We start from the raw sequence: 20,766 nt of genomic DNA, 5'->3' as shown, positions 1-20,766 counted from the left end.
CCACTAATTACCGCAACTGTAATTGCTTAAATATCAAAAATTGTGTAGTTAATAAAATATAATTTTTTTGATTATTTTATTTAAAAATAATGGTACGGTTACAAATGCAGTTGCATCAACCATAGTCACTTTTGTAGTTTATTGTGATATTGAGAGTAAAAGAATATTTGATTTCTTACACAGTCTGACAATTTGACTCAACTGCGATCATTCAATAAACCAAACCGTAAAGAAAGTAGTTTGCTGTCCGGTAAATGCTACCAGACCAATCCAATTTTTGCAAAGCCTTCTCTACTTAGACCTTGCACCTACTTTTTCGTCCACCAAGAAATAAATTTCCAGAGTATTTAGGTTAAGTAATATCAAGTTCGGCTAATTGCTTACAATATAATGCTTCGGTGTTGGTCATTGGTTTTTCCCATTACCTATTACCGCTATCTACAAAAAAGACACAACTATCAGGCTTTAGCGCCTGCTTAAACATCTGGCAAAAAGCCCTCGTCGTATTCTCAAGCACATTGACGGTAGTACTCGACTTGCTCTCTGAGAATGTCAGGGTTCATTAAAATTAAAGACCTCTTGATTTTTACTTGCTTCTGGCGATTCTAAATTATTAGCTTCTCCTTCTACCTGTTTTTCTCCACCTTGTTGCAATAGTTGCATCGCTCCCAAGTATTTTGTTAGATAAGGCGAGAAGACTTCATAAATTAGGGTTAAAGGTTGCCCGTGATGCCAAAACAAGTAATGACGTCCCCAAAAAGGCCCCTCCTCATCAAAGCCAGATTCCAGTCCATCTGAGTAACCATAGTAAATCCCCTGCACATCTCGATACAACTCTGTGCGGAGACGAGCTAAACTTGCCCAAATGGGTAATGAACGATTTTGTAAGTACTCATCCACATGAGAGGCTTCCCACCATGAAGTGGCATATGCTAACCTTTGCCCTGAGGCAGTACGTAGCCATACCTGCCGTCGTAGTCTTGGCCCCGGTACAGCCTTGATTAAGTCAGGAGCACCGTCTAAATCCATACCAACCAATGACATGTCAATGACATCCACTTCTGTTGGTTCGCCTGTGAGTAATTGTAAGTGTCTGGTCGGGGAGCCATCACCTAAAAGTAACAGTTGCCAAGCCGGTGCTAGTTGGGCGTGTGGCAAACCTTGTTGAATCACTTCCTCCCCACCTTGCCATATCGGAGTGAGACGATGCCACCCCGTCGGCAATGTTAAGTTGTTTGTCGGTGTAAAAGTAGCAGTCAATGTTCTTTACAAAACTTCACCTATTTATATGAAAGCATAAAAAATCTTCCTACCCAAGACAAGGGCAGGGAAATTAAGGATTATTTAGTGGTTAGTGATTATTAATGCATAAACCTTACACCATTTTTCTACCGCCTTATCAGACACACCAAAGTCTTTGGCTATTTGTGTTGTTGGTTTTTCCCACACCAATTCTTGCAGTTCTGCTTTTGATGGTCTTTCTACTTTTCTGGTGTGAATTCTTGAGTCTAGGTTAACTTTTCTAGTTGTTAAATCAACTCCAAATTCTTTGTAAGTTCGCTTTGGCGCATCTTCTGTAAAATCTATAAAGTCTTCCCACCAGTAAAAAGGTGTTGCAGAATTAGGTACTTTGGTAGTTATGTAGCAACCACTAAAATTAACTGAGGGATACACTACTTTGTCTATGTCAGGTAAATAAACAGCATAATAATCAAAGTCACCTACTTGGTACTTTTTCTGGTGAATACCTTTTTTGTCTACCCAAATAGTTCTGTTTACTACTCTGTTCAAGGTTAAGTCTGCTATTGCTTTTGTAGCAGCAATATCACCCTTGTTTTTAGTGTGATGTAACAAAAACGAACCCTCAAATGAGGTAATCATAATATCACTTCACAGTGCTTAGGGGTTCGTATTTAGTTAAAACGAGCGCGGCAGGACTCGAACCTGCGGCCGATTGCTTAGAAGGCAATTGCTCTATCCACTGAGCTACGCGCCCATGTCAAAAAAGGCTTTAGTTAAAGCCAGCTTATCTATTATATATGTCTTGTGATCATAATGCAAGCTAAATTTATTTACCACCGTAAAAAAAGGCAATTTCTTTTTCTTTGAGAGGTGCAAAACCAGCATCGATAAGCTTTTGATTCAGTTCATCTTGGGTAATATGTTTGGCACCAATCCGGACTATGCGCGATCGCATAGTATTACTAACGCCACTACGCTGTCTATTTGCCTCTAGTGCCATGACTTGATGATAAAGTTCCAGCTTGGCGCTGGGAATGGGAGTACCGTCAAAATCAATTCCCTGGGCGATCGCTTCATCAACAGCATCAGCACCCTTTGTAGTTGACTGGATTTCGTTGGTTTCGGTAGTCATGGCAATATTACTTCATACTTACATTTGAATTTTACCAAGTATAAGGACACTCAGTAGTAAATACTTTTCCTATATTCCTAATTTCTGGCAAAGCCTTTTCCCAAGCTGATTTGACCCAGCAGAATAAACAATTACTAAATGATTATATCTAAAGAAATGCCGTATATTTTCGTATACGCTTGTATATATAAAATTTTTGGTTTAATCTCTAACCAACGGTATATTCAATCTAATTTAAAATTGAATATTCGGAATTGCTGAAATTATTTGCAAATTCCGAATTCCGGTTTCACAATTGTTTTGGTCATAGGTGGTGCAATGTCTGACCCTCATACTCCTCAAAGCAAAGACCGTACCCTAGAAAAAGCTCTGACCAACAAAATTATTGATGATTATTTTGAAAACTCAGAAAGCTGGCTAAGAGCGATTTTGCGGATGTGCATCTTCTCCTTGGCTCACTTCGATGGACAACCTGTGTTTATGGTGGAATGTCCTAATCAAGCCGTAGCCAAGCGGTTGAGCCGGAAAACCTACCCTTTTCGAGGGATGGTATATTATTTAACAGATGACTTCAATGCTAGCGATCGCAGCTTGTTTTGCTACCAAGAAAATAAAGAGGGAAAGTGGCGCTGCTTTGACACCAGCATCAATGCTTGGACTGACTTACAGAAGGCAAAAAGCAGGAGACAGGAGGCAGAAGGGTAGATCATCAAGGCAAAAGGCAGAAGGAACATTCTTAATTTCTCCCCATCACCCTATCCCTCCCCATCTCCCCACACTTCCCTAACTTTTCACCTCTGGGGGCGCGTCACCAAACCACCAAAAAACGCCCCCAAAATCGTGCCAGTCCATAATCCGGTCGTACTACCTTGCCAGATTGCTCCTGGTGCTACCAAAGCATGACACGCCTGCTTGAAACCCCAGGCTTGATTTTGACATCTTTGGCTATGAATACTCAAGCTAATTTGTCCACCAATGTAACCACTCACAAAGCCAGATAGTAAAGCAAAAAAGGTGCAAATTAGAATTCGGTTTTTAGCCATTGTTTAATTTGGTAATTGTTGATTGTTGGTTGTTGTAGAGACGCGATGTTCCTCGTGTCTGTGCATTAGTAGTTAGTTATTGCTTAAGTTGCGGGTGATATTGTGGCAAACCTAAATACTTTGTCAAATTCACGTTATATAAAGTAACCTAAAATTACTGTAATCAACTCGTAGTAAGTATCTCTATCCCTTTTTTAAGGACTAAAGTTCTCACTACAAACCTTTAATTATTTATGCCCTCCTACTTAGTACAACATTTGATTAACTTGTAGCGAATTCTCTATGGAAGGTGTTACTGAATCAAGATATGAATTTACAATTCACAGGTTTGTAGAGACGTAGCAATGCTACGTCTCTACAAAATTTGGCATCGAACTACAAAAATGTATGTAAACATAATTCATACCATTTCACAAAATTTTTGATACAAATTCTCTCCCTTGTCTTCCTTGTCCTCCTTGTCCTCCTTGTCATGACCAAATTTAGTAACGCCCTATAGAAAGACTCTGCATCCCTTTGCACTCACTCTGCATTCCTTTGTGTTTAAGAGCGCTACAACTTTACGCAAAGCTGTACTTAATTAGCAAAGCTTTGCGCCCGTAAAGTAATTAGTAGTTGTTTATTAACCACCAACCAGCAACTAGCAACCACCAACCACTAACTAACACATCAACCCGTATTTCTCATACCAGCAGCAATACCATTAATTGTTAACAGTGCGCCGCGCAGCAGTTCGCCTTTACTATATCGTGAGTGAATCACTCCAGATGTGGCTATATTCTTCGACTGGCGTAGGCGCTTCAGCAGGGAAACCTGAATAAAGCCCAAGGGTACAATTGTACCATTGCGTAACTGTACTGATCGCTGCAAGACAGGATCGCCATCTAAAAGCCGTTGGTGTTCAGTAATTTTGAGTACTAATTCCCGTGTGAGATAGTATTCGCTGGCGATTTGTGCAAATAGTTTCTCAAAACGGGGTTTATCCTCAGGATTAGACAACTCTTCAACATAGCGCCGCGCCATTTGCAAGTCTACTTTTGCCAAAGTCATTTCTGCTTTGGAAATTACCATCTTGAAGAAGGGCCATTTCATATAGAAATAGCGCAGTAATTGCAAATTTTCTTCTGGTTCTTCATTTAAAAACTCTTGCAAAGCTGTGCCAACACCGTACCAAGAAGGGAGCAAGAACCGTGTTTGTGTCCAGCTAAATACCCAAGGAATCGCTCGCAAACTGCTTAAATCTTTTTTACCAGAAGGACGACGGGCTGGACGAGAACTAATTTGTAAGAGGCTAATTTCCTCAATCGGTGTAACTTGGTGGAAGAAGTCGATAAAATCTGGTTGTTCGTAGATCAGGGAACGATAATGAGTACGCGATCGCACTGCTAATTCTTCCATGATTTCATTCCAAGGTTCAATATCATCAAACCCTGTTTTCAATAAGCTGGCTTGAATGACAGCTGTAGTCATTGTTTCCAAATGGTACAGTGCTAAATCACGCAAGGAATACTTAGAAGCTAAGACTTCCCCTTGTTCAGTAATTTTGATGCGCCCATTGATACTGTGACCAGGCTGTGCCAAAATTGCCTCATAAGCCGGGCCACCACCACGTCCAACAGAACCGCCACGCCCGTGGAAAATCCGCAAAGTCACCCCATGTTCTTCAGCTATTCGCTGTAAAGTTTTTTGAGCTTTGTGAATCTCCCAGTTGCTGCTTAAAAAGCCAGAGTCTTTATTACTGTCAGAGTACCCCAACATAACTTCTTGGAGGTTGGGAGTCAGGGGATAAGAAAAAGAGGTGGAGGAAGTTGGAGGAGGGGAGACATTTTCCCTATCGCCAGTCCCCTGTCTGTCTCCTTGAATTGCAGCGTAGCCTCCAGCCAACAAGGCGCGATACAAAGGCAATTCAAACAGCTGTTGCATCACACTCTTAGAGCGTTGCAAGTCTTCCACTGTTTCAAATAGGGGAACTACTTGGATCGTACCTACTGCTGTACCAGGATCGTAAAGTCCTGCTTCTTTAGCAAATAGCAATACTTCTAGTACGTCGCTGACTTGGCGACACATACTGATAATGTAAGTTTTGCAAATATTATTACCAAATTCTCGTTGTAGCGATCGCACTACCCGCATAGTTTCGATAATATCATTGGTTTTTGGTGAAAAAGGTAGTTCGGCGGGAATTAACGGGCGGCGAGTTTGCAATTCTCCTACTAACCAAGCAACTTTTTCTGCTTCTGTTAGTTCATTGTAGGAACACTTTAAAATTCCAAAGTATTCCAAAATCTCATTTAAAGCATCCGAGTGACGGCTTGATTCTTGTCGGATATCTAAACAAGTCAAATTAAAGCCAAAAATTTCGACTTGGCAGATCAGATTTTCCAGTTCCTGGCAATTTAATCCTGTTTCTGCTAAGTTACGTTCAATTAACCGTAGTTCAGCTAAAAATTCTTCTCCAGAGCGATAAATAGGAACTTCAGTTTTTGGTGTTTCGCGATTGTATAAAGCCAAGTTGCGATCGCGTGTATTTTCCAGTCGCTTCAGCACATAGGACATTTTGAGCCGATAGGGTTCTTGACGATAACGTAAAGCTAATTCGTCGTAGACTTCACTCAACTGGGACTGGTCTATTTCTAATGATTCTAGTAAGTCTGGTAAGACATCACTCCAATGCAGCGACACACTCAACAAATTAATTAGCCGCTTCACTGACTGAATGTATCTTTCTAAAACTATTTTGCGCTGATAACAGGCAGTCTGCCAGGTGATTTCTGGGGTGACTGATGGGTTTCCATCCCTGTCTGCACCTACCCAAGAGCCAAACTTACAAAAGTTCTTACTTGGTGGTTCTAACCAGGGAAAAGTATTAGCTAAAGCATATTTGAAGCGTTTGTAAAGTTGGGGGATAGCATCAAATAACACTTCTTGGAAGTAATGCAGAGCATAGTCTACTTCATCAAGTACAGAAGGTTTGAACTGGTGCAATTCATCGGTACGCCACCAGAGGCGAATTTCTTGGATTAATTGTTCCCGTAGTTCTGCCACTTCCCAAGCATAATCAGGATTTTCTACACGTTTTTCTGCAACATCAAGTTGTTGCAGTAGTTTTACTACTCGTCGCTGTTTATCGCGGATGGTATGACGAACAATTTCTGTGGGATGAGCAGTGAAGACTAATTGCACATCCAATTGGGAAATAAGGCGTTGAATTTGCTGGGGTGGTACATTTAGCTGGTATAACTGGGGAAATAGGGCTGCGAAAGTGTCTTGGCGTTTGCGATGGGGATTGGCTTGCCAACTTTTGCTGAGCAATTCTGCCCCTAATCCGCTGCTGGCTTCAGAATTTGTCGAGGATGTGTTTGCTATTTCCTGGGTTCCTGGTTCACCTGACGCCTCATAGCGAGTCATTTGCTGCCGTTGTTCGTAGTCCTGCTCGATGATGTTGATCAGCTGGAAGTACAATGCAAAAGCACGAGCCGCACGAATAGCTTCGTTGATATTTAATTGCTCTATTAATTTAAATACGGAGGAAGCTTGGTCAAGAGTCGCTTGTCCTTCTGGTGAGCATAAATCACGTAACTGCCGTAAAAGATCGACCATTTTTTGACCGCATTCTTGCCGCAGCACGGACTCCCACAATTCTTCTACTATTTGTAGTCGATGGCGCAAAAATAAATCTGAGGCGGGGTAGATGTTCACTTCCTGAGCGAAAAAGTATAAAAGAGAACTCATATTTTTTGTTCTAGTAAAGCCTATTACTTTTTATGATTTCAGGTTTTGCTCTTGACCGTCATGGAATTTGCCACAATAATTTTGAGAAAAAATAGTATAATATTTGACGCTAATTTTCTGGATTCTGTTCTGGAAACTCAAGGATGGGAAGGCGATCGCCACGAAATAATTCTTCGCTGGCTTCCCCAAGAGCTTGTAGTGTTTCTCCGGTGGCTTTCTCTGCTAACAGCAAGATGATCACCGATGCTGTACCCATTTGCAAAAGGAAAGATTGGGGAATGGTAAATAAACCCAAATTAAGTCCTGAGTTAGCTGAAGATTTGGAATTAGCAGCTTGCATAAGTAATTCTCGTGAACTGGAGGAAATCGATCAAAGACAGCAAAATTAAACAAAGCTCAGATTTAGCGAGCTTAAATAATTATTTTTACTGATGAGTGTAAATTAACAAGTTAACAAAAGCGTTAAAAAATTCATGGTGGATAATTCTACGGTTCTAGTTTACAAGTGATTAGGGGAACGGGGATAGGGGATTGGGGATCGGAATAAGGGACAAGGAAGACAAGGGAAGGGAAAGGATAAATAAAACATTAAACCCCTGCTCCCTGATCCTTGCTCCCTACTCCCCACTCCCCACTCCCCAATTCCTACTCCCCAGTTCCAATTCCCAATCCCCAATCTCACCTTTCCATGAAAATAGCATTACCAGTTAGTCAAAAGTCCTTAATACAATGGGTAAGCCAAGCAACAGGAATCAGCTCTTTAGGTGTGAAAGTCCGATTGCGGGGAAATGATCTGCACATTCTTTGCGAAAGTCCAGAGTGTCCCCAACGTTGGCGTACTCTTGTGGATTTGCTGCACGCGCTACAGCACACTGACTTGGACGCTCTGACCAAAAATGAACAACCTTCAATCTACCAAGTTTTCGTCTACGGTCGGAAAAAGGGGGAAAATCGCCCGCAGTGGTGTCATCAGGTTTTCTTAAACCAGTTGGATTTGCACCTACAACAGGTGGAGCAAGCCTTGATCGCAGATGCGGAAAAATCCAGTCGCACGGGTGGGGCGCTAATTCTTTCTAATGAAAGTTTGGCACGTAAAGGCGATCCAAATGCGATCGCTCGCTATTTGAGTGAAAGTCTTAGTACCTTTGGGATAGGGGTGGAAGTCAAAGCCAAAAAGCAACAACCGACTCTCGAAAATCCCAGCAATCAAAATCGCTTGTTGATTTACTGTCAGTCTAGCTATACTCCCGATCCTTCATTAATTGCAGAACCAGTAGCTCAGAAGTTACGCAGTCTCAAGCTTTCTGGTTATCAAGATGCAGTGATCGCCACACAAGTGGATGGCGAAACAGATTTTGACTGGATGCTAAGAGTGGATCTGACGCCTCCAGAAATCATGCTGAAAGAATGGGCGCGTTGGGGAGATTTACAAGCGATCGCCAGGATTTTAAATGAAAGACTGTCTGATCTGGCAATCAAAGTCACAGCAACTCTCAAAGAATCTACACTACATATATTTTGCAGTGCTGCTGACCCCAAGGCAACTGAGCAAATTCCCGATAAAACTCAGTGCTTACAGGCAATTATGCCCCAACTTCAAGCCCTTGCTCCCCAAGGTATTCTCGCCGCCACAGTTTACGGACACCAAACAATCGATCACGAACCCGCTTGGATTGATTGGCAATCATTACCTGCAACAGAACACCCAGATTTAGCAGTATCAGCGTTAGAATTATCCTCAGCTGGAGATGAACCTGCTATCATTTTCTTACTTGAGCGCTTGCTCAACCCCGACATAGATACTCGCCTCAAAACAGGTGGAACTCGCGTCCTCTTGTTACGTAAAGGCGATCTATTACACATCATGTGCGAAGCACTTGTGTGTCCTTCACGCAAACAGGTAGCAAGTAAAGTTACTCAGTTTGTCAGACAGTTAAAAATAGTAGGAATTGCAGGCGTACGAGTCTATGGTCGCCGTGCGGGTAACAAGGAACCTTTTTGGCACTACGGGGTCGATTTTATCAATCGTCAACGTCTAGTACCAGAACCGACTCCTGAATTTGCCGCCACTGCTGCTTATGTTGGTGAACTTTTAACACCTGAAGCTAACGAGCCTGTACTACGTCCCGATTTAACCAGCCAAGATGTACAGAGTATTTTTGTAGAAGTGGCTCAGGACTGGGGTGCAAGAATCAGAAGATGGCTTTTAGCAACGCAGCTGTTTGCTGAAAAGGAACAGTCACAAGAACAACAGGTAGAAGAAAATGGCTGGCGGGTGGCTTTAGTTTGGGGCTTGTTGGGGTTTTTGCTGACTCTGCAATCAGACTGGATTTTGGGCTATATAACTTCTCACTCCATCCCAGAAACACCAAAGATTGCTAGTACCCGACCTCAATTATCTTCAGCTGAAGAACAAAATCAAAGGTTGGAAAGAACTGTTTTTTTTACCAATACATCGCCTGCATCTAAAAATCAGGTGTTTAATGCTTCTGGATTCACCCAAAAAGAAGAATCCATCACTAGGGGAAAAGCAACTGCAACTGCTATTTTATTGGCAGCGCGATCGCCAATGCCAAGTTTCAACGCTCGTCAATTAGATGAGCAACTAGCACTCTACAAACAACGTCTTGCGAAAAACGGTAAACCACCAGATGTATTAATTATTGGTTCTTCTCGCGCTTTGAGAGGAATAGATCCCACCACACTTTCTCAAGCTTTGGCAACTCAGGGTTACTCAGATATCGATGTGTTTAATTTTGGGATTAATGGAGCGACAGCACAAGTTGTCGATTTTATCCTGCGTCGAGTGCTACAACCATCAGAACTACCAAAATTGATTATTTGGGCTGATGGTGCGCGTGCTTTTAACAATGGTAGAGAGGATGTCACCTTTAAAGCGATCGCAGCATCTCCTGGTTATCAACAAGTATTACAAAAAGCACCAGCCAACGAAAATTCTCAGAATTCAAACACCACCTCAGCATCGATAAAACGGGAGCAAAGCTTTAAAAACACAACTCATACAGATAATAATTCTCAAGCATTAGATGCAAGGTTAAACCAAGCTCTCGCAACTATTTCTACTACCTATAATCAACGAAATCAACTTAAGAGTTTACTCAACAAAACACTGAAGTCTTTACCTTTACTCAGAGGTAAATCAGCAGTTAATCAAAAAATTACATCAGCAGACCCAGAACAGGATGTTTTTGAACAAGCAGTTGATTTTGACGGATTTTTAGCAATACCTATCCGTTTTAATCCAGCTACATACTATCAAAAACACCCCAAGGTTAATGGTAGCTATGACAATGACTATAAATCTTTCCAATTAGGGGGTGAGCAAGACGCTGCTCTCCAAGCAGTATTGCAATTTTGTGCATCCACAAAAATTACTATAGTATTTGTGAATATGCCCTTGAGTGCAGAATATCTTGATGCAGTACGAAAAAAATACGAACAAGATTTTCAGCAATATATGTTACGCTTAGCTGAAAATTCCAATTTAATCTATCGGGATTTGAGCTTAATTTGGCCCCAAGCCAACGAAAACTTTTCTGACCCCAGCCATCTAAATCTTTATGGTGCAGAAAAAGTTTCCAAAAAACTTGCTATTGATCCAATGATTCCTTGGCCGACCAAATAGGTTATTGGATATTGGCTAGTGAATAGTAGTTAGTGGTAAATCATAACCAATTACCAGTTACCCATTACCAATTGACTATTTGCATGAACTTCATATCAATTTTATACGGAATATTTTTATTGAGTGTGCTTTTGATTTACTGGTTAATAGCGCAACAAAAACTACGAATGTGGACGCTATTGATTGCTAGTATTGGCTTTTACGCATCTTTGCAAATTTATTATATCCCGCTTTTACTAGCACTAACTTATTGTAATTTCCGCATAGGAATAGCTCTAGGTAAACATAATTCACCAAATCAAAATTCTTTAGAACTGCGATCTTTTGATGAAGAATCGCAGTTATCTCAAGCCGATTGGAATAGTCAGCGTTTAAAACTATTATGGTTGGGTGTCAGCATAAATGTGTTGCTACTTTTGGGTTTTAAATATATACCACCTTTATATAACTTTACCTATCATACTTCTATAAGTTCAGTATTTGATTCTTTTAAATTAATTGCGCCTCTAGGAATTTCATTTTTTACATTTGAGTGTATTTCCTATTTAGTCGATGTCTACCGTGGCGCACCTGCTAGTAATCAATTTATTCAATTTGCATCATACAAATTATTCTTTGCTAAATTGATTTCTGGCCCCATTACTCGCTTCCACAACCTCACTCATCAATTCAATCACTTGCGCTTTCCTACTCCCAATCTTTTTGCGGAAGGTATTTGGTTAATTGCCCAAGGAACTGTCAAAAAAGGTATTCTAGCTGATCACTTGGGAATTTATGTTGATTTGTGTTTCGGCAATTTGCAACGGGCGGGTAGTACTGATTTATGGTTGGCAATATTTGCCTATGGTTTTCAGTTGTATTTAGATTTTAGTGGTTATGTAGATATTGCCCGTGGCACTGCTTTACTTTTCGGTTTAGTTCTACCAGAAAATTTTGACTTTCCTTATTTCAGTACCAGTATTGCTGATTTTTGGCGACGCTGGCACATAACACTAGGAGATTGGTTGCGTAATTACATTTATTTTCCTTTGGGAGGGTCTCGTCAGGGTTTAATTCGCACCTGCTTCAATTTAATGATTGTGATGGTAATTGCGGGTATTTGGCATGGTGCAGCATTAGGTTTTGTAATTTGGGGTGCGTTTCACGGTCTAGCATTAGTTATCCACAGATTAACTAATGCTCTTAGCGATCGCTTTGAGGAGTTAGAACATTTTTGGCACAATCCCTTCGGTAAACTGGTAGCTTGGTTATTTACACAACTAATGGTTTTCATCTCTTGGATTTGGTTTCGTCTACCAAATCTCCAAGATTCTTCTTCAGTATTTAAACACCTTTGGGGTTATCCTGCTGATGCTCAATTTGCTCAAAAAGTTTATGTGGAAGCACTCAATATTAGTCAATATCAATTAGCAATACTCTTAGGCGTAATTGCTACCTGTATGACTTTAGCTTATTTTTTCCATCGTCAATTAAAGTTACAGTTCAACTGGCCTGTCAAACTCTTGTTCGTACTTCCCTGCTTCTACGCTGTCTGGATACTAGCTCCAGAAGGTAGTTTGCCATATATTTACTTTGATTTTTAAAGGTTTTGAGTTCTTGGGAAAAAGGGTGTAGGAGGGAAAAAGTATAGAACTAAACAAAGCAGGTATTATTCTATCTTTTGAGTTAATTATTAATTTTTGAATAAATTGAATAACAGTGATTTATTGAACTAAGTATTTACAAATTTTAATTAATTTAAAATACAATATATTAAGCAATATTAAGATAAAAAAATTAACAAAAAATGAGTGGATAACCGCTTGTAATAAATAAATTTTTGTGTAAAGTTTATTAATACAGGCAACTTAAATGTTTGCCTGAATACATTCTCCAAAAATTCATTCATCGCACTCATAAGAGCAATGACTACAACCTTACAAAGACGCGCAAGCGGCAACGTATGGGAACGGTTCTGCGATTGGGTCACAAGCACCGAAAACCGCCTATACATCGGTTGGTTCGGCGTATTGATGATTCCAACACTGTTGGCTGCAACCACCTGCTTCATCATCGCCTTCATCGCCGCACCCCCCGTAGACATCGATGGTATCCGTGAACCAGTAGCAGGTTCCTTACTCTACGGAAACAACATCATCTCCGGTGCTGTTGTACCTTCATCTAATGCCATTGGTTTACACTTCTACCCCATCTGGGAAGCTGCTTCCTTAGATGAGTGGTTGTACAACGGTGGTCCTTACCAGTTGGTAATTTTCCACTTCCTGATTGGCTGCTTCTGCTACATGGGCCGTCAGTGGGAATTGTCCTACCGCTTAGGAATGCGTCCTTGGATCTGCGTAGCTTATTCTGCTCCTTTGGCATCTGCTACCGCAGTATTCTTGATTTACCCCTTGGGTCAAGGTTCCTTCTCTGATGGAATGCCCTTGGGAATCTCTGGAACCTTCAACTTCATGATCGTGTTCCAAGCAGAGCACAACATCTTGATGCACCCCTTCCACCAGCTAGGTGTAGCAGGTGTGTTCGGTGGCAGCTTGTTCTGCGCAATGCACGGTTCTTTGGTAACTTCTTCCTTGGTTCGCGAAACAACCGAAACCGAATCTCAGAACTACGGTTACAAGTTCGGTCAAGAAGAAGAAACCTACAACATCGTTGCAGCCCACGGTTACTTCGGTCGCTTAATCTTCCAATACGCTTCCTTCAACAACTCTCGCAGCTTGCACTTCTTCTTGGCTGCTTGGCCTGTAGTAGGTATCTGGTTCACCGCCCTGGGAATCAGCACCATGGCGTTCAACCTGAATGGTTTCAACTTCAACCAGTCAGTGATTGACTCTCAGGGTCGCGTGATCAACACTTGGGCAGACATCATCAACCGCGCTAACTTGGGTATGGAAGTGATGCACGAGCGTAATGCTCACAACTTCCCCCTCGACTTAGCTAGTGGCGATGTTGCTCCTGTTGCATTGACTGCTCCTGCGATCAACGGTTAATCTTTAATAGCTGAGGCGCAGCTCCTTGCGTCTCTAAATAAATAAAAAAAGCGCTAACCCAAGGTGAGCGCTTTTTTATTGCGATCGCTTCAAAAAAGCTAGTTGTATGAGTTGAGGCTGTCTAACCCAGACAACTCCAGATCAAGAGAACTAGCTAAAAATATCTGTCTATGAAAATGTATTTTTATTTTTAATTAACAGTAAGAAAATAACTATAGACTTTTTTGCATATATATTTTCTTATGTTTACCTGCCGCTACCACGATCATCACTTGCAAACTTCATAAAATACCCTCTAATTTACCTATTAATTCCTTCTACAAAAAGCAGTAAGACTAACAGGAGTAGTTGAGCATCATCTGGCATTTTGGCAGAAGTCACGAGAAAACAGAAGGGTAAAGCTTAGCATTACTCAGACTTACGCAGTGAGTTTGTCCCTTGAGACACGGTGTAGAGTGGGTGAGTTTTTCCTCTACCTACTACTCATCAACTAGCTGAAAATAGTCCAGGCGCTGAGCTAAAAATTGCCGCAAGTGCAAACACTGCATCTGAAGCTAAAAATCTCAACTACAGCCTTTTCATCCAAGTAGAGTAACACCCTTCCCTAATCCTCCCCGAGAGTTTGGCTACGGTGTACACACAAGTCTGAAATAACTTATGAATCCTGGTTTTACCCCACCCTAACCCTCCCCTTGTAAAGGGGAGGGAACTGGATCTTTTGTTTCCCCCCGATATTCGGGGGATTGAGGGGGGTAAATCCAATTGAGAGTTTGGGGGGAGGTGCGCCACAAGACTGATGGGGTATCTCTGTTTCTGCCTTATATTTCAGCATGGTACAAAACATCCCCCATCCAACCTGATGAATAGATTTAGCCAGACAGTAGTTTTAGCTAAAAGTAATAATTGTTAACCCCAACTGAGAACGAAATAAATTAAAAGAGAATATTAGAATATTTTCCATATTTAGATGTGCGATCGCTTGATTTTGATTAAATTTGAAATATATTTAATCGTACAAAAATAACTTGAGTATTTAGATATTTTTCTCTAAAAATAGAGCGTCACTCCCATTTTTCTTTAACTTTTTTTAATTTCAATATTAAACTTTCTGAACACTACAAAAGAGTTATAAAAATTAACAAAAATAGATTGATAAATATAAAAAATTAATGTACAACCAGATCGTAAGACCAGGAAAATTTTCTCCTCTGATCTGGGTGTCTCCCTAAGTAGAGATTCTTAGTATTAACTTACAGTGTGAGAAAATTAGGGCAGTTTGCATTTGACTGGAATCCAATTATTTTGGTTCATCACATTTGTTTGTTGCTAAAAAATTGTGTTTCATAAAAATGTAAACTGCTATCAAATACATATTTGAATCTTGAATTAGGGAATTCCAGATTATTCAGGAGAAAAACTTTAGTAAACAACCTTGAGGGACACTCCCTGAGATAAATATAGGGTGATTCGCCCAATGGACTGATAGCGGGGATTGTCCGGTAATTGGTAATTGGAAAATTTAAAACAAGTTATTTCCTATTACCTATTACCAATTACTGTTACTGGGTGATGTGCTGTGTTATCCATATACCTTTAAAGAAAAAGCGCTGACAATCACCCAATCCTGGTAAAAATCGCAAATTTCTCAATCTCAAAAAATGAGAAATTTGTCATCTGTACGTTCATTGAATTTTGAAATAAATACAGCCATGACCACAACTTTAACAAGAGGCGAAAGTGGTAGTCTCTGGGATAGGTTCTGTGAGTGGATTACCAGCACCAATAATAGACTTTACATTGGCTGGTTCGGCGTTTTAATGATTCCAACGCTGTTGACAGCAACTATCTGTTTTATTATTGCCTTCATTGCCGCACCACCAGTCGATATTGACGGTATTCGTGAACCTGTTTCTGGTTCTTTGTTATATGGCAACAACATAATTTCTGGTGCCATTGTACCTACATCTAATGCGATTGGCTTGCACTTTTACCCTATTTGGGAAGCATCTTCTCTTGATGAATGGCTCTATAACGGTGGTCCCTACGAGCTAATTGTTTTCCATTTCCTCATCGGTATTTTCTGCTGGATGGGACGACAATGGGAACTGAGCTATCGCTTGGGTATGCGTCCTTGGATCTGCGTTGCTTATTCTGCTCCTGTAGCTGCTGCTACCTCTGTCTTTTTGATTTATCCAATTGGGCAAGGCAGTTTCTCTGACGGAATGCCTCTAGGCATAAGTGGTACATTTAATTTCATGCTTGTGTTCCAAGCGGAACATAACATTCTCATGCATCCCTTCCATCAACTTGGTGTGGCTGGGGTGTTTGGTGGTTCGCTTTTCTGTGCGATGCACGGCTCTTTGGTGACTTCCTCCTTGGTAAGGGAAACCACAGAGAATGAATCCGTTAACTATGGATATAAATTTGGACAAGAGCAGGAAACCTACAATATCGTGGCTGCTCATGGTTACTTCGGACGCTTAATTTGGCAATACGCCAGCTTTAACAACTCTCGTTCTTTGCACTTTTTCTTAGCAGCTTGGCCCGTAGTTTGTATTTGGTTCACGGCTTTGGGTATCAGCACAATGGCGTTTAACTTGAATGGGTTCAACTTTAACCAATCAATTCTTGACTCTCACGGTCGCATAGTTAACACCTGGGCAGATATACTCAACCGTGCTAACCTGGGTATGGAAGTGATGCACGAGCGTAATGCTCACAACTTCCCATTAGACTTGGCAAGTGGTGAAGCTGTACCTGTAGCGATGAACGCTCCTGCAATTCATGGATAGTTAAGTTAGCTGCTTGTAAATGATAAAAAGCGCTCTCTCAATGAGGGCGCTTTTTTACAGTTCAATTATCAGTTATCAACAGCATACCAATTTGTGCAGAGGCATAAAGCAATGACTACGATCCGATTTTAGATTTTAGATTTTGGATTTTGGATTAGTTCCACACATTAATCTGGGGACTTGTACAATTGAGAAATTATCGGGCATTGCGATAATTTGTTGATTGATAAAATCACTTACTATTGCCCATTATCCCGCCCTGCAATAAATTGCGGGCTAATAGCTAAAGTACGTTGAAACGTACTAAAAACTGTGGGGTCGGTAATTGGTGAGCATTGGTTATTTTTCACTATGCTCAATGCTCAAGCTTTATATCGTAAGTAATTAATCGGACATAATATCAAATTTAAACATGGCAAAATCCCAATATCAAGGATATTGTGAGCTTACTCCTACAAAATTAGTCCAAGAAAAATTTGGAGATATCAATATCTATGCTCAAAATTCTAAATCTCTGCTAACAAAAGCCACTGGTTTTATTGCTGCCTATGACTTTACTTTAAATCCTTACCGAGGCTGTCAATATGGATGTAGTTATTGCTATGCTGCTGCATTTAGTCCTAATACAAAAATGCGTTTAGATTGGGGAAAATGGGTAATTTTTAAAGAAAATGCCTCACTAATCTTAGAAAAAGAATTAGAAAGTTGGTATCGAAAAAATCCTAAACAATCTCCTAAAATTTACATGAGCAGCGTTACAGATCCTTATCAGCCTCTTGAATCTAAATATCAGTTGACTCGTAATTTACTAGGGGTGATGCTTGATTTTTATCCAACTCCTACTTTAGTAATTCAAACTCGCAGCCCAATTATCACTAGAGATATTGATTATTTACAACGATTTCAACGGTTGCGTATCAATATGAGTATTCCTACTGGAAGTGAATTGGTGAGGAGAGATTTTGAACCGCGATCGCCCAGTATCAAAGCTAGGTTCAATGCACTCAAAAAAATCAAGCAAAATATTGATCAATTCAAAGGTTTTATTCCTAAAATTTCTGTAACCATCACTCCTTTATTGCCAACTTTACCAGATGAAGAAGATATTTTTATTGAGCAATTAAGATTTGCAGACAGAATTGTCATCCAGGACTTTCACCCTAGTCAAAATAATTCTTTAGTGGCATCAACTAGGCAAGAAGCTGAAGAAATTAAGCGTAAATACGCTTGGTGGTATGAGAATGAGAAAGTAAGCTATATAACATTCAAGCAGAAGTTAGTTTCTCGACTTCCAGAACAAGAAATCAAGGAAGGTAAAGACGGATTTGGTTATGAATAAATTTATCGCTAACTGGTGGCGTAGTCAGCAGTTTAAGTTAGCAATCAGTCGAGGTAACACTCGACAGGCTATGCAGCTATTGCAAGAAATACAAAAATCAGGGGCAAGATTATCTTGGTTAGAAAAACTGTTTAGAGATAAGCTGCAATTAGAAATTTATTCACAGCAATATAAGCAAGAGGTAAAAAGTCTAAAAAATAAACTCAACGACGCATTACAAGAATTAGAAAATATAAATACTCAAGAACAAAATAGCCAGGTATTAGTTCCAGAACAAGAATTTATTGAGTCTGTATATAAAAATTTTAATCTGAAATATCATGACCAAACAAAATTGCAATGTACTGGTATTAACCAAGATATATTTAATGATTTAGAAGAAAATTTAATCGCCTATCTACAAGATGAGTTGAGTAAAATTCCACAAAAGCAGTTGAAACTGAAGCTAGAAGATGCCTTGGAGGATATTAATAACCTAAAAATTGGGCGAGATCCTAGCTATGCTTTTAGTCTTACTCCCCATGTCTATTTCATGAAATATTTTTTAGAAAATGTATATTGTCTTTATTTAGCTTGGTTTCTTATTTACGAAGCTGGTTTGCTTCCGAAAAATGTTAATATTCTTGATATTGCAGCAGGGCCAGGAACAGTTGTCTATGGTCTAGCTTTGTTTCTACAAAGTAGTATTGGTTTCTTGCAGATTCCACAGATGCATATATCTTACTACTCTCTAGAAAAACAAGATGCGTTTCAGTATCGAGGACTTCAGTTTTGGCGGCGATATATCGAGTCTCGAAAAACTTTGATCAATGCTTACTTCAGATTTGTCACTGATGACATATTTAACTTTAATTCTCAATTAAGTAATCTTCCAGAAGATTTTTTTGATTTTATTATCATTTCTCACTGTTTCTTTTTGGAGAGTCAGAAAAAGCAGCGAGCGAATTCTATATATCAGAAAATTATTAATACAAGTATTAGAAAAAATGGTTATGTAATACTAATTATACAAGATAAAAAATTATTTAAATCTTATGATATGCCTCGCACAGAAGATATATCTCAAGAACAGTATATAGTTAATCAGTTTGTTTCAGACCTGGATTTAGAGTTAGTCTGGTATAGATATTTAACATCTAGAGATTCAAGAAGACCTTGTTCTGCAATTGAATTTGCAAAGTTTGCTGATGAGAAATTGCCTAAACAACTTTATATGACTTCTCTAATCCAAAAATATTTTGATCAAAGACACAATTCTAACTATAAATTAGATGATTATATAATCATAGCAAAAAAATAAAATTTCTGAGTATTTGTGAACCAGTATTCTCATTATCCAATCACAACATCAAGCAAGGATTTTTGGCATGGAAATTTACACCTAGTGTATGCCTATCGCCAAAACCAAACTCAGCTGATTTTCAATCAAAATCAAGCACCGCTAAAAGTGCAACGCCCATTTTATCCAGAAGGACAAGAAGTTTGTCATAGTGTGATTTTACATACAGCTGGGGGTGTTGTGGGAGGCGATCGCCTATCTTACAACTTCCACCTCCAACCCCATGCTCAAGCATTAATTACTACCGCAACCGCTGGCAAAATCTACCGTAGTAATGGCACAATCGCCAAACAAACTATTGAGATCAAAGTTGACGATCATGCTTATTTAGAATGGTTACCCCAAGAAACAATTGTTTTTGACGGTGCATTATACAGACAAGAAAATATAGTAAAATTAGCTACGAATTCTCATTATTTGGGCTGGGAAATTACTAGGTTTGGACGGAGTGCAAGGGGGGAGAAATTTTTACAAGGAGAGTGGCGATCGCACACCGAAATTTGGCAACAAGGTAAACCTCTATGGATAGATAGACAATGGCTACCAGGTAGGGAAGAAGTATTTCATAGTTTCCACGGTTTGGCAGGACAACCAATCGTAGGTAGTCTAGTCTACATTGGACGAGAAATATCACCAGAAATAGTCGAAAAAGCCCGAAATCTTTGGCAATTGCCAATTACCCATCCCCAAATTGGTGTCACTCGTTTAGAACATGGACTTTTGTGTAGATACCGTGGATCTTCAACTGCTGAGGTGAGAAACTGGTTTATCGGTGTTTGGCAGTTATTACGTATGTCTTTTTTAAATCGTAGTAGCTGTGTACCAAGAGTTTGGCAGATATGAGCCAACAGTTAAGACGCCAACAAGGGAGGTAAAAAGTGCAACTGACGCCGCAGGAAAAAGACAAGTTATTGATTTTTACTGCTGCTTTAGTAGCAGAAAGACGTAAGGACAGGGGTTTGAAGTTGAATTATCCAGAAGCTGTCGCCTATATTTCTGCTGCAATTTTGGAAGGTGCAAGAGATGGGAGGACGGTTGCAGAGTTGATGAGTTATGGTACTACCTTGTTGACACGAGATGAAGTCATGGAAGGAGTACCAGAGATGATTCATGAAGTGCAAGTAGAAGCAACTTTCCCTGATGGGACAAAGTTAGTGACAGTGCATAATCCCATCAGGTGAAGAATTTTAGATTTTGGATTGAGTATGATGATTCCCGGAGAAATAATTACACCACAAGGCGAAATAGAACTTAACCCAGGGCGTCCGACGGTAAAATTACAAGTGTCAAATACAGGCGATCGCCCCATCCAAGTCGGTTCTCACTTCCACTTTTTTGAAGTCAACACCGCCTTAAATTTTGATCGAGAACAAGCGCGAGGAATGCGCCTCGATATTCCCGCGGGAACAGCAGTTAGATTTGAACCAGGTGATGAAAAAGAAGTCACCCTAGTTCCCCTTGCTGGTACACGCCAAGTATACGGATTCAACGGCAGAATTAACGGACAACTCTAA

At 40.0% G+C, this 20,766-nt stretch carries 16 protein-coding genes and 1 tRNA gene; 10 read left to right on the top strand and 7 right to left on the bottom strand.

Going from position 1 to position 20,766, the window contains the following annotated elements; all coding sequences use genetic code 11:
- Positions 1–552 precede the first annotated feature (552 nt).
- From UYK_RS0101065 to UYK_RS0101050, 4 genes are all read right to left on the bottom strand, one after another.
- Positions 553–1,260, bottom strand: a complete 708-nt coding sequence (locus tag UYK_RS0101065) for a chorismate lyase (protein ID WP_009455243.1) — start codon at positions 1,258–1,260, stop codon at positions 553–555.
- An 84-nt stretch (positions 1,261–1,344) separates the two neighbouring features.
- Entirely contained in the window at positions 1,345–1,881 is a 537-nt protein-coding gene (locus UYK_RS0101060) for a PDDEXK-like family protein (RefSeq protein WP_016870748.1), read from the bottom strand.
- A 42-nt stretch (positions 1,882–1,923) separates the two neighbouring features.
- Positions 1,924–1,996 (bottom strand) — tRNA-Arg (locus UYK_RS0101055).
- Positions 1,997–2,068: 72 nt separating this feature from the next.
- Complete coding sequence (locus tag UYK_RS0101050) at positions 2,069–2,374, bottom strand: small RNA NsiR4-regulated ssr1528 family protein (RefSeq protein ID WP_009455241.1); 306 nt, start codon at positions 2,372–2,374, stop codon at positions 2,069–2,071.
- A 318-nt stretch (positions 2,375–2,692) separates the two neighbouring features.
- Here UYK_RS0101050 and UYK_RS0101045 point away from each other — a divergent pair, with 318 nt between their 5' ends.
- Positions 2,693–3,079, top strand: coding sequence for a hypothetical protein (locus tag UYK_RS0101045; protein WP_009455240.1), 387 nt, complete (start codon positions 2,693–2,695; stop codon positions 3,077–3,079).
- Positions 3,080–3,165: 86 nt separating this feature from the next.
- On the opposite strand, the gene UYK_RS0101040 is transcribed toward UYK_RS0101045, so the two are convergent.
- From UYK_RS0101040 to UYK_RS0101030, 3 genes are all read right to left on the bottom strand, one after another.
- Positions 3,166–3,417, bottom strand: a complete 252-nt coding sequence (locus UYK_RS0101040) for a hypothetical protein (RefSeq protein WP_009455239.1) — start codon at positions 3,415–3,417, stop codon at positions 3,166–3,168.
- Positions 3,418–4,086: 669 nt separating this feature from the next.
- Complete coding sequence (locus UYK_RS0101035) at positions 4,087–7,149, bottom strand: phosphoenolpyruvate carboxylase (RefSeq protein WP_016870745.1); 3,063 nt, start codon at positions 7,147–7,149, stop codon at positions 4,087–4,089.
- A gap of 109 nt (positions 7,150–7,258) precedes the next feature.
- Positions 7,259–7,489 carry a hypothetical protein gene (locus tag UYK_RS0101030; protein WP_009455237.1) on the bottom strand — a complete coding sequence of 77 codons (231 nt, stop codon included), beginning with the start codon at positions 7,487–7,489 and terminating at the stop codon, positions 7,259–7,261.
- A gap of 348 nt (positions 7,490–7,837) precedes the next feature.
- On the opposite strand from UYK_RS0101030, the gene UYK_RS0101025 reads away from it, so the two are divergent.
- The 9 genes from UYK_RS0101025 to UYK_RS0100985 all read left to right on the top strand — a co-directional run bounded on the left by UYK_RS0101025 (position 7,838) and on the right by UYK_RS0100985 (position 20,766).
- The gene (locus UYK_RS0101025) at positions 7,838–10,795 is read left to right on the top strand and encodes a DUF1574 family protein (protein WP_009455236.1); all 2,958 of its coding nucleotides are present in this window, start codon (positions 7,838–7,840) and stop codon (positions 10,793–10,795) included.
- Positions 10,796–10,878: 83 nt separating this feature from the next.
- Entirely contained in the window at positions 10,879–12,378 is a 1,500-nt protein-coding gene (locus UYK_RS0101020; RefSeq protein ID WP_026086319.1) for an MBOAT family O-acyltransferase, read from the top strand.
- Between the two features lie 321 nt (positions 12,379–12,699).
- Positions 12,700–13,782, top strand: coding sequence for a photosystem II q(b) protein (gene psbA / locus UYK_RS0101015; RefSeq protein ID WP_009455234.1), 1,083 nt, complete (start codon positions 12,700–12,702; stop codon positions 13,780–13,782).
- Positions 13,783–15,491: 1,709 nt separating this feature from the next.
- On the top strand, positions 15,492–16,574 hold the full coding sequence (psbA, locus tag UYK_RS0101010; protein WP_026086318.1) for a photosystem II q(b) protein: 1,083 nt from the start codon (positions 15,492–15,494) through the stop codon (positions 16,572–16,574).
- 412 nt (positions 16,575–16,986) lie between these two features.
- Positions 16,987–17,913, top strand: a complete 927-nt coding sequence (locus UYK_RS0101005; RefSeq protein WP_009455232.1) for an SPL family radical SAM protein — start codon at positions 16,987–16,989, stop codon at positions 17,911–17,913.
- On the top strand, positions 17,906–19,213 hold the full coding sequence (locus tag UYK_RS0101000) for a hypothetical protein (protein WP_016870743.1): 1,308 nt from the start codon (positions 17,906–17,908) through the stop codon (positions 19,211–19,213). The genes UYK_RS0101005 and UYK_RS0101000 overlap by 8 nt, the downstream gene beginning before the upstream one ends.
- 15 nt (positions 19,214–19,228) lie before the next feature.
- The gene (locus UYK_RS0100995) at positions 19,229–20,095 is read left to right on the top strand and encodes an urease accessory protein UreD (RefSeq protein WP_009455230.1); all 867 of its coding nucleotides are present in this window, start codon (positions 19,229–19,231) and stop codon (positions 20,093–20,095) included.
- Between the two features lie 35 nt (positions 20,096–20,130).
- Complete coding sequence (gene ureA / locus UYK_RS0100990; protein WP_009455229.1) at positions 20,131–20,433, top strand: urease subunit gamma; 303 nt, start codon at positions 20,131–20,133, stop codon at positions 20,431–20,433.
- 27 nt (positions 20,434–20,460) lie between these two features.
- Positions 20,461–20,766 (top strand): urease subunit beta, encoded by a 306-nt coding sequence (locus UYK_RS0100985; protein WP_009455228.1) that lies wholly within the window; start codon positions 20,461–20,463, stop codon positions 20,764–20,766.

Source organism: Fischerella thermalis PCC 7521, from assembly GCF_000317225.1.
GTDB lineage: Bacteria > Cyanobacteriota > Cyanobacteriia > Cyanobacteriales > Nostocaceae > Fischerella > Fischerella thermalis.
The sequence above is the reverse complement of the archived record's forward strand: the minus strand, read 5'-3'. Positions and strand labels throughout refer to the sequence as shown.

Excerpts from the sequence above, each read along its gene's own strand:
- UYK_RS0101035 (WP_016870745.1), bottom strand. The coding sequence starts at position 7,149 with ATGAGTTCTCTTTTATACTTTTTCGCTCAGGAAGTGAACATCTACCCC.
- UYK_RS0100985 (WP_009455228.1), top strand. The coding sequence starts at position 20,461 with ATGATTCCCGGAGAAATAATTACACCACAAGGCGAAATAGAACTTAAC.
- UYK_RS0101050 (WP_009455241.1), bottom strand. The coding sequence starts at position 2,374 with ATGACTACCGAAACCAACGAAATCCAGTCAACTACAAAGGGTGCTGAT.
- psbA (WP_009455234.1), top strand. The coding sequence starts at position 12,700 with ATGACTACAACCTTACAAAGACGCGCAAGCGGCAACGTATGGGAACGG.
- UYK_RS0101030 (WP_009455237.1), bottom strand. The coding sequence starts at position 7,489 with ATGCAAGCTGCTAATTCCAAATCTTCAGCTAACTCAGGACTTAATTTG.
- UYK_RS0101005 (WP_009455232.1), top strand. The coding sequence starts at position 16,987 with ATGGCAAAATCCCAATATCAAGGATATTGTGAGCTTACTCCTACAAAA.
- UYK_RS0101040 (WP_009455239.1), bottom strand. The coding sequence starts at position 3,417 with ATGGCTAAAAACCGAATTCTAATTTGCACCTTTTTTGCTTTACTATCT.
- UYK_RS0101025 (WP_009455236.1), top strand. The coding sequence starts at position 7,838 with ATGAAAATAGCATTACCAGTTAGTCAAAAGTCCTTAATACAATGGGTA.
- UYK_RS0101060 (WP_016870748.1), bottom strand. The coding sequence starts at position 1,881 with ATGATTACCTCATTTGAGGGTTCGTTTTTGTTACATCACACTAAAAAC.
- UYK_RS0101045 (WP_009455240.1), top strand. The coding sequence starts at position 2,693 with ATGTCTGACCCTCATACTCCTCAAAGCAAAGACCGTACCCTAGAAAAA.
- psbA (WP_026086318.1), top strand. The coding sequence starts at position 15,492 with ATGACCACAACTTTAACAAGAGGCGAAAGTGGTAGTCTCTGGGATAGG.
- UYK_RS0101020 (WP_026086319.1), top strand. The coding sequence starts at position 10,879 with ATGAACTTCATATCAATTTTATACGGAATATTTTTATTGAGTGTGCTT.
- UYK_RS0101000 (WP_016870743.1), top strand. The coding sequence starts at position 17,906 with ATGAATAAATTTATCGCTAACTGGTGGCGTAGTCAGCAGTTTAAGTTA.